The sequence below is a fragment of the Pseudomonas putida genome, assembly GCF_016406145.1.
GTDB lineage: Bacteria > Pseudomonadota > Gammaproteobacteria > Pseudomonadales > Pseudomonadaceae > Aquipseudomonas > Aquipseudomonas putida_E.
The window spans coordinates 5,351,864-5,365,617 of sequence record NZ_CP066306.1 but is presented as its reverse complement, the minus strand read 5'-3'; the positions used below and the strand labels follow the sequence as shown (position 1 = coordinate 5,365,617).

The window sequence follows — 13,754 nt, the reverse complement described above, 5'->3', positions numbered from 1 at the left end:
CCTTTCGCGACGCAAGGCCGCTCCTGCAGGGGCCTAAAGGCCGATGTTCCACCACCGGTGTTACACTGTCCGCCACATAGCCTGAATATAAAGAGGGGAGGCCAGGCTGTACCGCAGCCTGCAGCCTCCCCGAGCGTTTCTGGACTAAGCATGAGAATACTGATCATTGGCCCCAGCTGGGTCGGCGACATGGTGATGGCGCAAACCCTGTTCCAGTGCCTGAAACAGCAGCACCCCGACTGCGTGATCGATGTGCTGGCACCCGAGTGGAGCCGGCCGATCCTTGAGCGCATGCCCCAAGTGCGTCAGGCCTTGAGCTTCCCGCTCGGCCATGGCGCGCTGGAACTGGCGACGCGCCGGCGCATCGGCAAGTCCCTGGCCGGCCAGTACGACCAGGCGATCCTGCTGCCCAACTCGCTGAAGTCAGCGCTGGTGCCGTTCTTTGCCGGCATTCCCAAACGCACCGGCTGGCGTGGCGAAATGCGCTTCGGCCTGCTCAACGACGTGCGCAAACTGGACAAGGCGCGTTACCCGCTGATGATCGAGCGCTTCATGGCCCTGGCCTACGCGCCGGGTGCCGAGCTGCCGCAGCCTTATCCCCGGCCTGGGCTGCAGATCCAGGCGCAGAGCCGTGATGCAGCGCTGGCCAAGTTCGGTCTGGAGCTGGACCGCCCGGTGCTTGCGCTGTGCCCAGGTGCCGAGTTCGGTGAAGCCAAGCGCTGGCCGGCAGAGCACTACGCCAGCGTTGCCGACGCCATGATTCGTCAAGGCTGGCAGGTTTGGCTGTTCGGTTCGAAAAATGATCACCCGGTCGGCGAGCAGATTCGCGACCGGCTGATCCCGGGTTTGCGTGAAGAATCCTATAACCTGGCGGGCGAAACCTCGTTGGCCGAGGCGATCGACCTTATGTCCTGCGCCAACGCGGTGGTGTCCAACGACTCCGGGCTGATGCACGTTGCTGCGGCGTTGAACCGCCCACTGGTTGCCGTTTATGGCTCGACCTCGCCGGGCTTTACCCCGCCGTTGGCCGAGCAGGTGGAAATCGTGCGCACCGGCATCGAGTGCAGCCCATGCTTCGACCGCACCTGCCGTTTCGGCCACTACAACTGCCTGCGTCTGCTGGAGCCTGGCAAAGTCATCGCCGCCCTGCACAGCCTGGGTGGGCCGAACCTGATCGATACCGTGGCCGAGGTCGAGTAAGTGCGGGTATTGATCATCAAGACCTCGTCGCTGGGTGATGTGATCCACACCCTGCCGGCGCTCACCGATGCCGCCCATGCGATCCCGGGCATCCGCTTCGACTGGGTGGTGGAAGAAGGCTTCGCCGAGATCCCCAGCTGGCACCCGGCGGTCGACCAGGTGATACCGGTGGCCATTCGGCGCTGGCGCAAGAATGTCTGGCAGACCATCAAGAGCGGCGAGTGGAAGGCGTTCAAGCAACGCGTGCGCGAGCGCAAGTACGACCTGGTGATAGATGCCCAGGGGTTGGTCAAGTCGGCGTGGCTGACCCGCTACGTCAAGGCGCCGGTGGCCGGCCTGGACCGTTACTCGGCGCGTGAAGGCTGGGCCAGCCGCTTCTATGACCGGCGCCTTTCGGTCGCCGTCGGCCAGCATGCGGTAGAGCGCGTGCGCCAGCTGTTCGCCATGGCCCTGGCCTATGACCTGCCCGAAGGCATCGGCAACTACGGCCTGGACCTGGACCGCCTGCAACTGCCGCCAGCAGCGCCGTATGTGGTGTTTCTGCACGGCACCACCTGGGCGACCAAGCACTGGCCCGAGGCCTACTGGCGTGAGCTGGCTGAACGCCTGGGCCGCAGCAAGCTGCAGGTATGCCTGCCATGGGGCAACCCGGCCGAGAAAGACCGCGCCGAGCGTATTGCCCAGGGCTTGAACAACTGCCAGGTGCTCCCCAAATTGAACCTTGCCGGCGTCGCCCGCGTGCTGGCGGCGGCAAAGGCCTGTGTAGCGGTGGACACTGGGCTGGGCCACCTGGCCGCAGCGCTGGATGTGCCTACCATTTCGCTGTTCGGCCCGACCAACCCGGGCCTGACCGGCGCCTATGGCCGTGTGCAGGTGCACCAGGCCAGCGATTTCCCCTGTGCACCGTGCCTGCAGAAAAAGTGCACCTACAGACCGAGCGCCGACGACCTGCGCCGGTTCGATCTCAAACGCGAGTGGCCACTGTGCTTCACTCGCCTGAATCCCGAGCATGTGGCGAGCCGCTTGAGCGCGTTGCTGCTGGCTGAGGATGTCCGCTGATGCAATTGGCTTTCGTGCTTTACAAATATTTCCCCTTCGGCGGCCTGCAGCGCGATTTCATGCGCATTGCCCTGGAATGCCAGAAGCGGGGCCACCAGATCCGTGTCTACACGCTGATCTGGGAAGGCGATATTCCGCCCGGTTTCGAAGTGCTGGTGGCGCCGGTCAAAGCGCTGTTCAATCACCGTCGCAACGAAAAACTCACCGCCTGGATGGAAGCCGATCTGGCCAAGCGTCCAGTAGACCGGTTGATCGGCTTCAACAAGATGCCGGGCCTGGACGTGTATTACGCGGCCGACGCCTGTTTCGAGGACAAGGCCCAGACTTTGCGTGGCGGCCTGTACCGCCGCTGGGGCCGCTACCGGCACTTTGCCGAGTACGAGCGGGCCGTGTTCGCCAAAGATGCACGCACCGAAGTGCTGATGATTTCAGAGGTGCAGCAACCGCTGTTCATCAAGCATTACGGCACCCCTGTCGAGCGCTTTCACCTGTTGCCGCCCGGCATTTCCCAGGACCGCCGTGCGCCGGCCAATGCCGCCGAGATCCGCGCGCAGTTCCGCAAGGAGTTCAACCTGGGCGATGACGACCTGCTGCTGGTACAGATCGGCTCGGGCTTCAAGACCAAGGGCCTCGACCGTAGCCTCAAGGCCCTGGCCGCGCTGCCGTCGTCTCTGCGCAAGCGCACCCGGCTTATGGTCATCGGCCAGGACGATCCCAAGGTGTTCCAGCTGCAGAGCGCAGCCTTGGGCCTGGGCGAACAGGTGCAGTTCCTCAAGGGCCGCAGTGACATCCCGCGCTTCCTGTTGGGTGCCGACCTGCTGATCCACCCGGCCTATAACGAGAACACCGGTACGGTGTTGCTCGAGGCGCTGGTGGCTGGCTTGCCGGTGCTGGTTTCCAAAGTCTGCGGCTACGCCCATTACATTGCCGAGGCCGACAGCGGCCTGGTGCTGGATGAGCCGTTCGAGCAGGAACAGCTCAACGGCTACCTGCAGCGCATGCTCGAAGCGCCAACGGCGCGTGCCGAGTGGGCGCGCAATGGGCTGGCATTTGCCGAAACCGCCGATCTTTACAGCATGCCGCAGCACGCTGCCGACGTGATTCTGGGGCAGGAGAGCGCATGAAGCTGATCCTGGCCGAACCGTTCAAGCGCATGTGGGCCGGGCGTGATGCCTTTGATGCCGTGGAGGCTCTGCAAGGCGAGGTGTACCGCGAGCTGGAAGGCCGCCGCACGCTGCGCACCGAGGTCGATGGCGAAGGTTTCTTCGTCAAGATCCACCGTGGCATTGGTTGGGGCGAAATCTTCAAGAACCTGCTCACCGCCAAGCTTCCGGTGCTGGGTGCCGGGCAGGAATGGCGGGCCATCGAGCGCCTGCATGAAGTCGGTGTGCCGACCATGACTGCAGTGGCCTATGGCGAGCGTGGCAGTAATCCGGCCACGCAGCACTCGTTCATCGTCACCGAAGAACTGGCGCCGACCATCAGCCTGGAAGACTTCAGCATCGACTGGGTCAGGCAGCCGCCTGAGCCGGCGCTCAAGCGCGCGCTGATCGCCGAAGTGGCGAAGATGACCGGCGGCATGCACCGCGCCGGGGTCAACCACCGCGACTGCTACATCTGCCACTTCCTGCTGCACACCGACCGCCCGGTGACGGCGCAAGACTTCAAGCTGTCGGTAATCGACCTGCACCGCGCCCAGACCCGGGCGACAATCAGCCGCCGCTGGCGGGACAAGGACCTGGCCGCGCTCTACTTCTCAGCGCTGGACATCGGCCTTACCCGGCGCGACAAGCTGCGTTTCCTGCGCGGATACTTCCAACGCCCGCTGCGCCAGATCCTCAGCGAGGAAGCCACGCTGCTAGCCTGGCTCGATCGCAAGGCGCAGAAACTCTACGATCGCAAACAACGCTATGGGGATGCACTCTGATGGCGGGTTGGACACTGGCGGCTGGCTACGAACAGCTGGCGGCGGACTTCGGCAGTCTCGATGCAGTGTTTGCCCTGCAGGGTGAACGCCTGACCCGTGACCCGCTCAGCGAAGTGGTCCGCGTCGAGCGTGACGGGGTCAACTATTACGTCAAGCGGTACACCGGCGCCGGCAAGCACATGCGCCGTTATCTCGGCCGGCCGCGCATCAAGGCCGAATGGCAGAACCTCAAGCAGTTCGCCAAATGGGACATCCCGACCGCTGAAGTTGTGGCCTGGGGTCTGGAGCGCAATGGCCTGGCATTTGGCCGTGGCGCGATGATCACTCGCGAGCTGCCACGCACCGAAGACTTGTCGGCGCTGGCTGAGCGTAATGATCCGCGCCTGGCCGATCGCGCCTGGGTCGAGCACATCAGCCAACAGCTGGCGCGCCATACCCGGGTCATGCATGAGCACCATTTCGCCCACAACGACCTTAAGTGGCGCAACCTGTTGGTCGATGACCGGGGCACGCTATTCTTCATCGACTGCCCGACCGGTGACTTCTGGCGCGGCTTCATGTGGCGCCACCGGCTGATCAAGGACCTGGCATGCCTGGACAAGGTCGCCAAATACCACCTGACGGCGACTCAGCGTCTGCGCTTCTATTTGCAGTACCGCGAGCGCCAGCGCCTGAATGCGCGCGACAAGCGGCGGATCCGTCAGGTACTGAGCTTCTTCGAGGGAAGGGAATGACCGATTACCTGGCCAGCGCGGACCTCGCGCTGCTCAAACGCCATGGCCTGAATGACTTCGAAGCACTGTGGGCGCTGCAGCTCGATGCCGTGGACGAACCCAATACCGGTCGTGGCGGCTGGAGCAGCGTCTATCGCCTGGAGCTCGAGGGCAAAGGGTATTACCTCAAGCGCCAGAGCGACTACCTGACCCGCACTTTGCATCGCCCATTTGGCGAGCCGACTTTCGCCCGTGAGTTCCGCAACATCAGCCGTTACCAGAAGCTGCATATCCCGGCCCTGCAGGCGGTGTTCTACGGTGAGCGCAAGCATGCGGGCCAGCACCGGGCGATTCTGCTCACCCGTGCTCTGGATGAATGGAGCGACCTGGAAAGCCTGCTGGGCCAGTGGCCGCAGCTCAGTGACGTTGAGCGCAACGGCATCCTCCAGGCCTGTGGCCAGCTGGCGCGCACGCTGCACAGCGCCGGCCAGGTGCATGGCTGCTTCTACCCCAAGCACATCTTCCTGCGCCAGCGCCGCGAAGGCTGGGACGCGCAATTGATCGACCTGGAGAAGACCCGGCCACTGCTGTTCGGCATGCGTGATCGCCTGAAGGACCTGGAGCCGCTACTGCGCCGCGCCCGGGCCTGGAGCGAAGCGGATGTGCGCAAGCTGCTGGCCGCCTATCTTGCCCAGCCGGCCGACAGCGCACTGGTCGGCACCTGGTTGCAGCGCCTGACGCAACGACGTCGTGAAAAAGAGGCCCGCTGATGCGTTTGTCTGAATTGAAAGATGCCGGGCGCAGCCCTTCACTGCCGCTCTCGATCAGCTTGGCCGACGCCGCTGGCAACGCCGAACTGCAGCTGCTCAGCCTGCTGCGCGTGTTGCCAGGCCAGCGCTATGTCGGTGCCGGTGTATGGCGCGGTACGCCGGTGTTGGCCAAGTTGCTGGTGGGCGCTAACGCCGCGCGCCATTTCCAACGGGAGCTGGAGGGTGTGAGGTTGCTGGCCGAACAGGGCCTGACAACGCCAAAGCTGCTTGCCGATGGGCTCAAGGAAGGTGAGGGTGGCTGGCTGCTGTTCGAGTTCCTCGACGGCGCCGAAAGCCTGGCCGATGCCTGGGACGAGGTGGCAAACCTGCCGGTGCTGGCCGACGAACAGCACCTGGTGCTTGGCGAAGCGCTGACTGCCGTGGCGCAGATGCATGCCAAGGGCCTCTGGCAGGAAGATTTGCACCTGGACAACCTGTTGCGTCACGGCGGCAAGCTGTACCTGATCGATGGCGCTGGCATCAAGGCCGAAACACCAGGCCAGCAGCTGTCGCGTCCGCGTGTGCTGGAAAACCTCGGGGTTTTCTTCGCCCAATTGCCCAAGCGCCTGGAGCCGTTCATCGAAGAGCTGCTGGTGCATTACCTGTTGGCCAATGCCGAGCACGCGTTGCCGATGGAAGCGTTACAGAAGCAGGTGGACAAGGTGCGGAACTGGCGCCTCAAGGATTACCTGGAGAAGGCCGGCCGCGAATGCACACTGTTCAGCGTCGAGCGCAGCCTTTCGGGCTTGCGGGCGATTCGCCGCAGCGAAGTCCAGGCCATGCTGCCGGTGCTGGAACAGGCCGATACATTGATCGACCAAGGCCACCTGTACAAGACAGGCGGGGCGGCCAGCGTGGCGCGTGTCGAGGTGGGTGGGCGCTCACTGGTACTCAAGCGCTACAACATCAAGAACACTGCGCATTGGTTCAAGCGTTTCTGGCGCCCGAGCCGGGCCTGGCACTCCTGGATTGAAGGCCACCGCCTGGAGTTCCTGGGCATCGCCACGCCGCGCCCTTTGGCAGTGCTGGAGCAGCGCGTCATGGGGCTGCGCAGCCGGGCGTACTTGGTCACCGAACATGTCGATGGCCCGGACCTCACCGCGTGCTTCGCCCCTTATGTGGAAAACGGCGAGGCGCCAGAAGAGCAAGTCGATGCCCTGGTGGAAGTGATGCAGCAACTGATCCGCGAGCGTATCAGCCATGGCGACTTCAAGGGCCACAACCTGTTCTGGCACAACGGCCAATGGTCCTTGATCGACCTTGACGCCATGTGCCAGCACGCCACCGGGCTCAGCTTTGCCCCGGCCTACGCCCGTGATCGGGCGCGGCTGCTGCGCAACTGGCCGAGCAGCAGTGCCTTGCATCAGCGGCTCGACCGGTTGTTGCCAAGGCTCGGCGAGTAGGCATCCGGCAGCGCCAGCCAATCGCTGCTGCGCCCTGCCTGGCGCACACGGACGCGCCACTGCCGGTCTTGCCAGCGCAGGATCGCCCACGGCACCACGCCGGCTTCCCGTGCGTGCGGGATCAACAGGTGGTAGCGCCCGGCGAGCAGGTGCGCGCGCACTGGCAGTTGCCCGGCAGGGGTTTGCAGATAAAGCTGGTCGTCTGCCCGATACAACCCTGCCAGCGTGTCCACCACCTCACCCGCCAATGGCGGCTGCAGGCGGCAGCTGGCCAACAACTGCGGCAGATCGGGAAGGCCGTCGTACCACAGCACCGGTGAGTCGATGACCCAGTTGCCATTGGCCAGGCGTTTGACCGGCTGCAGCAGGTAAGCGTCGGGTTGGGTCGGGTCGATGACCCGCCAGCGATGGCCGTCGAATGAGACCTTGTAATACCGGCCGTGGGCATCCTGGATGAAATACAGGGTCAGCCCTTCGAATGTCGATGCTTTCTCGAACACGCCTTCGCCGTGCACACCGTCAATGGCGTAGCGTAGGTGTTCCAGCGCAGGCGTGACGCTGTAGCGCGAGGGTAGTGGCAACGGTGGTTGCGTTGGCATGCCACGCATCATCCGGCGCATCAGGCCGGTGCTGACGACGCTGGTACCAGCGTCGTTGGCATAGCTCAGGGCGTTGTACGTATGGGTCAGCACGCCGTTGATATCGTCTTCGCTGAAGGCTTCCAGGCCGTTCCAGATCTCGATCACCATGCGCCCCAGCGCGAGCGGAACCTGCACACGGGCGGGCAGCACCAGGCTGATAAGGTCGAGCAAGCGCCAGATCAGGTCGGTGCCCTGTTGGAGATCGGCTTCCCCGGTGGTGCGGCTCTGGGCATCGACCACTGCCAACCAGCCGCGCACCTGAGCCATGTAGTAGGCAAAGAACAGCTCATTTTCGATGGCTGGAGTGCGCAGTACGGGGCTGAGCCGGCCCTTGCTCAGCAGCTGTTCGATACGGACAGGCGCCAGCAGGGGCAGGCGGCTGGCGGCGTAGGCGCGTAGGTCGGGTTGTGTGCGTAGCAGCCGCATCAGTTCGCGGGCATTGCTCAGCCCGCGCCAGGCGCGGCGGTCGGGTGCGTCCGGTGTGTAGAGGATGAACGCGCCTGTGCCGGCACTTTCGGCATTGATCAGCAAAACGCCTTGCAGGGTATGGCCATGGATCGTCAATTGGCGCACGGTGATGCGCTGGTTGTCCACCGGGGGGCGCAGCGCGTTGTGTGGGTAGTCCAGTACCTGACGTACCCAGCGGTAGCCCTGGTCAGCCTGATAGGCAAGGCCAAAGTGCCCGGCGTAAAGTGCCTTGGCGGCCTCGGCGCGCATGCGGGCGCGGTTGATCAAAGCATGGGCATTGAGCCGCCATCCCCCGACCGGGGAATCGATCAACTGGGTTTTCAGGTAGGCATGATAGCTACCGCCGACATTCAGGTGCCTGATCATCGCCTTGATGTAGGCCGGGTTCAGCGCTTCGGGTAATGGCTTGTCTTGACGGTGGGTTACCCGGGCGGTGAGCCAATAGTCGTAGTCGAACCAGTTCAGGTTGCGCAACGCCAGCTCGTGCAGCGGGTAACTCTCCCTGGTTAGCTCGACCATCTGCCCACCGACGCGCTCGAAACCTCGCCAGGTGACGTAGCTCGATGGGTTGAAGGGGTTCAGCTGCGGACCTGCCTGACGGCTGTGCACCACATGTACCATGATGTCGGCGGCTGCGTAGCGCAGGCCATGATCGTGGCGCAGGCGTTCCTCTACGCGCGCGCGGGCCCAGTTCTGCAAACTCTCCTTCTCGCGGAACTGCGCCAGGGTGAGGATGCCTGGCGCGGCGATGCGATTGCCGGCGGCGACCAGTTGTTGCATGGTCTGCATGATGTGCGTAAGCGCCTGGGGCCCTGCCGTGCTCAACCAGTTGGGCAGGTTTTTTTCCAGCAGCAGGCCGTAGCGCGTTTCGAGCAACGCTTGCTTGCCGACTTCGGCCGCCAGTGAAAGGGCCCTGCGCAGCGTCTCGGCGGCGGGTGCCAGGGCGCCATGGGCAGATGTCCAGGCGTGGTTGACACGCAGGCGCTGGGCTTCGATCAGGGCGTCGACCTGGGCTTGCACCGGGTCATCGGCATACCATTCGTAGCGCAGGCGGTCGGCCTTGGCGGCGTTCTCTATACGCTCCCCATCGACCAGCAGGCGTAGCAGTGGCGGACCCTGCAGTGGGTCGTCGAGGCGTTCGCACAGCTCAAGGTGCAATTCGGCCAGCGATGCGTAGGCCTCGATGCCTTGGGTCAGGCCGCACAGCAACGCCGGCCCGTGGGCCTGCTCCGGGGTGAGCTCGGCAGCCTCGTCGTTACCGGTGATGACCACGAACATACCTGGCAGCACCGCTCGGCTGTGGGGCTGGCTACGGCTGAGGACCAGGCGGTATATCTGGGCACGTGTGGCCATCGCTTGGGGCCGGCGTTGCCAGGCGTTGGGCAGGTCCAGGCACAGGCTCAGGGCATCGGCCTCGGGGGTGGGCAAGGTCCGGTCGCCTTGGCGTAGATTCAACTCGGCATGCATCAGGGCGCGGCGCAGATCGCATAGGCGGACCCTGCGCGAGCGGCCCTGGGGGTCGCAGGCTGCCCAGTATTCAGCCAGTTCGCCTTGTAGCTGCTGACGGGTGAGTCCCGGCCGGTCGGGGCTTGGCAATTGTGCCAGCAGGGCGATGATCTGTTGGTCGACGAATTCGATACGTTCCAGCGGTAGCATGTTGCGCTCCTTCGGTCAGGGAGGCGCAACGTTAGGGCCCAGGGCAAGGGCCGAAGCGGTAGCCGGTTATCGCCCGCATAGCCCCTGCAGCCCGAGGATCGCGGGTATGCCCAGGCCCAGCCAGGCCAGGGCATCCCACGCGCCGTCACCCAGCAAGGCGGCGAACAGGCCGGCGGCGCCGAGCAGGCTGATGGCGGCAGGCCAGGTGAAGATGCGCAGGGTCGGTTGCGATTTGTGGCTCATGCCCGCGCCTCCCGGTTTTTGCGCTGTTTGCCCCACCACAGGTAAAGGCCGCTGCCGAGCACGATGATGGTCAACACGTCGAGTACTGCCCAGAGGATCTGCATCGGCCGCCCGCCGTAGTCGCCGAAGTGCAGTGGCTGCGAGAGGCCCATGGCGTCCATGTACCAGGGGCGTTCGCCCACTGCCGTCACCTGCAGGCTGCGCGCATCGATCAGTACGGGCGTGAGCAGGTGCGATGTAAGGTGGGTGGCGCCTTTCATGAACACGGCGTAATGGTGCTCGCTGGAGAACCGCGTGCCGGGGAAGGCGATGAAGTCTGGGCGCATTCCGGGTGCGGCCTGCTTGGCGATGTCCAGCAGGCGGCTGGCCGGTGCGCGCTCGGTGAGTGGTGGGGCGTCACGGTAGGGCGCGACCATTGCGGCCAGGCTGTCGTTGCGCCAGGCGGCGATGACCAGGTCGGACAGGGCGCTGATGACCCCGGTTACACCGACGGTCAGCGCCCAGGCCAGGGTCACCACCCCGATCAGGTTGTGCAGGTCGAGCCAGCGCAGGCGGCGGGATTTGTCGTGGCGCACCGTGGCGAATTGCAGGCGGCGCATGAACGGTGCGTAGAGCACGGTGCCGGAGATGATCGCGACAACGAACAACACACCCATGAACGCCAGCAGCAGCTTGCCGGGCAGCCCGGCGAACATGTCGACGTGCAGGCGCAGCATGATCATCATGAAACCGCCGTTGGCGGCCGGCATGGCGACGGCTTCGCCGGTGCGGGCGTCGAGCATGAAGGTGTGTGACGAATTGGGTTCGGTGCCCGCAGTGGCAGCGGTGATCGCCACCACGCCGTTGCGTTCGTCTTCGTCATAGCCGAAGTACTGCATCACCTCGCCTGGACGATGCTGCTCGGCCTTGAGCACCAGTTGCTGCAGGTCCAGGTGCGGGGTGCCTGCAGGCATTTCGCGCAGCTTTGGTGCGTCGCCGAGCAGATGCTCGATTTCGTGGTGGAAGATCAGCGGCAGGCCGGTTAGGGCCAGCAACAGCAGGAACAGGGTGCAGACCAGGCTGCTCCAGGTGTGAATCACGGACCAGCGGCGGATGGTTTGGCTTTTCATCACGGTACCGAAATTTCTCATGGGGGCCGCTTAGCGGCCCCTGGGTACTCAGAACTTGTAGCTGGCGCTGGCGACGACGCTACGCTCGTCACCGTAGTAGCAGTAGTAACTGTCACAGGTGGAGATGTAGTCCTTGTTGAACACGTTGGTCGCGTTGACCGCTACCGATGCGCCCTTCAGGCTGGAGCTCAGGCGCCCCAGGTCGTAGTGCACGGAGGCATCGAACACGGTGTACGCATCGGCCTTGCCCAGCCAGGTGTTGCCCTGATCGCCATAGGTGTTTCCGGTGTAGCGCGCGCCAGCGCCGATGCCGAAGCCGTCGAGCACGCCGGTGTGCCAGGTGTAATCGGCCCACAGCGAGGCCTGCTGGTTAGGCATCAGTTGCAGGCGGTTGCCTTTGTAGATGCCGTCCTGCACTTCGGATTTGGCCAAGGTGTAGGCCGCAGTCACCTTCAGATTTTCGGTGACGTCGGAAACGGCTTCCAACTCCAGGCCACGAACCTTCACTTCGCCGGTCTGGCTAGTAACGGTCACACCGCCCTCGTTGTTGGTGACCGAGACGTTTTTCTGGGTCAGGTCATATACGGCTGCGGACAACAGGGTGTTGGAGCCCGGTGGCTGGTATTTGATGCCCAGTTCCCACTGCTTGCCTTCGGTCGGTTTGAAAGACTCCGTGGCGGATGCGGCAGCATTGCTGACCGGCTGGAACGACTCGGCATACGAAAGGTAAGGCACGAAGCCCGAGTCGAAGACGTAGCTGATGGCCGCGTTGCCGCTGAATTTCTTGTCTCTCTGGGTGTTGGTGGCATCGCCCTGGTTCAGGAACCTGGTGCTGGTATGCACCCAGTCTTCACGACCGCCCAGCGTCAGGCGCCAGTTGCCCAACGCCATCTGGTCCTGAACATACAGGCCGGTCTGGCGGGTTTTCTGGTTGTAGTCATAGAACGCCGTGGAGCGATCCGGCCGTGTGATTGGCAGCCCGTAGACCGGGTTGATGACGTTGCTGTCCGGCACGTTGAAGCCGAAGATCGACAGGTAATTGGTGTTGACACGTTGGTGGTCCAGGCCGACCAGCAGGGTGTGGCTGATGTCCCCAGTGGTGAAGTCAGCCTGGAAGTTGTTATCCACTGCAAATTGGCTGATGTCTTCATCGGTGTTGGTGGACATACGGCTGACGGTACCGTCGTCTTGTACCGGAGGAGTGGTTGTGTTGTAGCTGCCAGGGGTGATGGTCTGAAAGGACAGGTCAGTCTTGGTATAGCGAAGGTTCTGGCGGAACTGCCACACATCGTTGATCCGGTGCTCGAAGGCGTAGCCCAGCGCGTAGTAGGTACGGTCGTAGAACTCGTAGTCCGGATCCCCCAGGTTCTTGTGGTGGGAGATCTTACCGAATGGCATGTCGATCTTGGTGCCCTGAATGGGGCGGAACTGGCTGGTAGCGCCTGTATCGTCGCGGGTGAACTGGGTCAGCAGGGTCAGTGACGTGTCGTCGTCGATGTTCCAGGTCAGGCTTGGGGCAATGTTGTAGCGTTTGTCGTCTATATGGTCGATCTGCGTTCCGCCATCGCGAATCACGCCACTGACGCCGTACAGGAACTGCCCTTGGTCATCGATTTTGCCGGTGCTGGCGAAGTTGATCTGGCGGTGGTTGTCGCTGCCGTATTGCACTTCGATTTCATTTGCGCTTTCGGCCTGCGGACGGCGGCTGACCATGTCCAGCAGGCCGCCGGGTGGGGTCTGGCCGTAGAGTGAGGACGCTGGGCCACGCAGCAATGCGAGGCGGTCCAGGTTCCAGGTTTCGGCTTTCGGGTTAGCGTAAACGCCACGTGGCAGCGGCAGGCCGTCGAGGAACTGAGTCGGTTCGAAGCCCCTCACGCGCATCCAGTCATAGCGTGTGTCGCTGCCGAAACTGGCCGATACGATGCCGGGCATGTAGCGCACCGCATCATCCAGGCTGTGAACGCCGCGGTCGCTCATCTGTTGACGGGTGGCGACGGAGATCGAACGAGGAATTTCGACCAGCGCGGTATCGGTCTTGGTGCCCGCGGCGCTGCGTTTGGCCAGGTAGCCGTCAACCGGGCCCCAGGCGCTTTCGTACGATGCATCGGCATTGATCGCGGTCTCGGGCAACGCCAGGCTGCCATCAGGAACAGCCACCAGGCTGTAGCTGCCGACAGTGCTCTGCTGCAGCTGCAGGCCGGTACCGAGCAGGGCGGCCTGCAGGGCGCCGAGGCCGTCGTACTGGCCGTTGACCGGCGCCGAGTTTCGGCCGCTGACCAGTGCCGGGTCGATGGCCAGGGCGATGCCCGACTGGCTGGCGATCTGGTTCAGGGTGGTGGCCAGCGGGGCGCTGGGCAGGTCGTAGGCGCGCTGTGCGGACTGCTCGGCGGCGAACAGGGCAGTGCTGGCCAACGGGGCAGCCAGGGCGATGGCCAAGGCCATCAGGCTGGGGCGCAGGATACGATCAACGGCACGGGACATGCAGCGGTTCCTCGACGGATAAGTGCTAATTGCTTCCTTGCCGAG

The 13,754-nt window shown here is 63.9% G+C and carries 11 protein-coding genes; 7 read left to right on the top strand and 4 right to left on the bottom strand.

Annotation, left to right across the window (positions count from 1 at the left end):
- The first annotated feature begins 150 nt into the window (after positions 1 to 150).
- The 7 genes from waaF to JET17_RS24760 are packed head-to-tail and all read left to right on the top strand — an operon-like array spanning position 151 to position 7,111.
- Positions 151 to 1,200, top strand: coding sequence for a lipopolysaccharide heptosyltransferase II (gene waaF, locus JET17_RS24790; RefSeq protein WP_012316620.1), 1,050 nt, complete (start codon positions 151 to 153; stop codon positions 1,198 to 1,200).
- Positions 1,201 to 2,259 carry a lipopolysaccharide heptosyltransferase I gene (gene waaC, locus JET17_RS24785; protein ID WP_012316619.1) on the top strand — a complete coding sequence of 353 codons (1,059 nt, stop codon included), beginning with the start codon at positions 1,201 to 1,203 and terminating at the stop codon, positions 2,257 to 2,259.
- The gene (locus JET17_RS24780; RefSeq protein ID WP_012316618.1) at positions 2,259 to 3,383 is read left to right on the top strand and encodes a glycosyltransferase family 4 protein; all 1,125 of its coding nucleotides are present in this window, start codon (positions 2,259 to 2,261) and stop codon (positions 3,381 to 3,383) included. The genes waaC and JET17_RS24780 overlap by 1 nt, the downstream gene beginning before the upstream one ends.
- A complete protein-coding gene (rfaP, locus tag JET17_RS24775; protein ID WP_012316617.1) occupies positions 3,380 to 4,186 on the top strand; it encodes a lipopolysaccharide core heptose(I) kinase RfaP in 807 nt (268 codons plus the stop codon). Before JET17_RS24780 ends, rfaP begins: the two co-directional genes overlap by 4 nt.
- On the top strand, positions 4,186 to 4,920 hold the full coding sequence (locus tag JET17_RS24770) for a lipopolysaccharide kinase InaA family protein (protein WP_012316616.1): 735 nt from the start codon (positions 4,186 to 4,188) through the stop codon (positions 4,918 to 4,920). The genes rfaP and JET17_RS24770 overlap by 1 nt, the downstream gene beginning before the upstream one ends.
- A complete protein-coding gene (locus tag JET17_RS24765; RefSeq protein WP_012316615.1) occupies positions 4,917 to 5,669 on the top strand; it encodes a lipopolysaccharide kinase InaA family protein in 753 nt (250 codons plus the stop codon). The genes JET17_RS24770 and JET17_RS24765 overlap by 4 nt, the downstream gene beginning before the upstream one ends.
- Positions 5,669 to 7,111 carry a lipopolysaccharide kinase InaA family protein gene (locus tag JET17_RS24760; protein WP_012316614.1) on the top strand — a complete coding sequence of 481 codons (1,443 nt, stop codon included), beginning with the start codon at positions 5,669 to 5,671 and terminating at the stop codon, positions 7,109 to 7,111. The genes JET17_RS24765 and JET17_RS24760 overlap by 1 nt, the downstream gene beginning before the upstream one ends.
- On the opposite strand, the gene JET17_RS24755 is transcribed toward JET17_RS24760, so the two are convergent.
- The 4 genes from JET17_RS24755 to JET17_RS24740 all read right to left on the bottom strand — a co-directional run bounded on the left by JET17_RS24755 (position 7,072) and on the right by JET17_RS24740 (position 13,709).
- On the bottom strand, positions 7,072 to 9,876 hold the full coding sequence (locus tag JET17_RS24755; protein ID WP_012316613.1) for a dermonecrotic toxin domain-containing protein: 2,805 nt from the start codon (positions 9,874 to 9,876) through the stop codon (positions 7,072 to 7,074). The genes JET17_RS24760 and JET17_RS24755 overlap by 40 nt on opposite strands.
- Positions 9,877 to 9,942: 66 nt before the next feature.
- Positions 9,943 to 10,119, bottom strand: coding sequence for a hypothetical protein (locus JET17_RS24750; RefSeq protein WP_012316612.1), 177 nt, complete (start codon positions 10,117 to 10,119; stop codon positions 9,943 to 9,945).
- Positions 10,116 to 11,228: a PepSY-associated TM helix domain-containing protein gene (locus tag JET17_RS24745; protein ID WP_042111814.1), complete on the bottom strand. Its 1,113-nt coding sequence runs from the start codon at positions 11,226 to 11,228 to the stop codon at positions 10,116 to 10,118. Before JET17_RS24745 ends, JET17_RS24750 begins: the two co-directional genes overlap by 4 nt.
- A gap of 48 nt (positions 11,229 to 11,276) precedes the next feature.
- Positions 11,277 to 13,709 (bottom strand): TonB-dependent siderophore receptor, encoded by a 2,433-nt coding sequence (locus JET17_RS24740; protein ID WP_012316610.1) that lies wholly within the window; start codon positions 13,707 to 13,709, stop codon positions 11,277 to 11,279.
- Between the last annotated feature and the right edge of the window lie 45 nt (positions 13,710 to 13,754).

Coding starts and splice junctions, on each gene's coding strand:
- waaF (WP_012316620.1), top strand. CDS start 151: ATGAGAATACTGATCATTGGCCCCAGCTGGGTCGGCGACATGGTGATG.
- JET17_RS24780 (WP_012316618.1), top strand. CDS start 2,259: ATGCAATTGGCTTTCGTGCTTTACAAATATTTCCCCTTCGGCGGCCTG.
- rfaP (WP_012316617.1), top strand. CDS start 3,380: ATGAAGCTGATCCTGGCCGAACCGTTCAAGCGCATGTGGGCCGGGCGT.
- JET17_RS24770 (WP_012316616.1), top strand. CDS start 4,186: ATGGCGGGTTGGACACTGGCGGCTGGCTACGAACAGCTGGCGGCGGAC.
- JET17_RS24765 (WP_012316615.1), top strand. CDS start 4,917: ATGACCGATTACCTGGCCAGCGCGGACCTCGCGCTGCTCAAACGCCAT.
- JET17_RS24760 (WP_012316614.1), top strand. CDS start 5,669: ATGCGTTTGTCTGAATTGAAAGATGCCGGGCGCAGCCCTTCACTGCCG.
- JET17_RS24755 (WP_012316613.1), bottom strand. CDS start 9,876: ATGCTACCGCTGGAACGTATCGAATTCGTCGACCAACAGATCATCGCC.
- JET17_RS24750 (WP_012316612.1), bottom strand. CDS start 10,119: ATGAGCCACAAATCGCAACCGACCCTGCGCATCTTCACCTGGCCTGCC.
- JET17_RS24745 (WP_042111814.1), bottom strand. CDS start 11,228: ATGAAAAGCCAAACCATCCGCCGCTGGTCCGTGATTCACACCTGGAGC.
- JET17_RS24740 (WP_012316610.1), bottom strand. CDS start 13,709: ATGTCCCGTGCCGTTGATCGTATCCTGCGCCCCAGCCTGATGGCCTTG.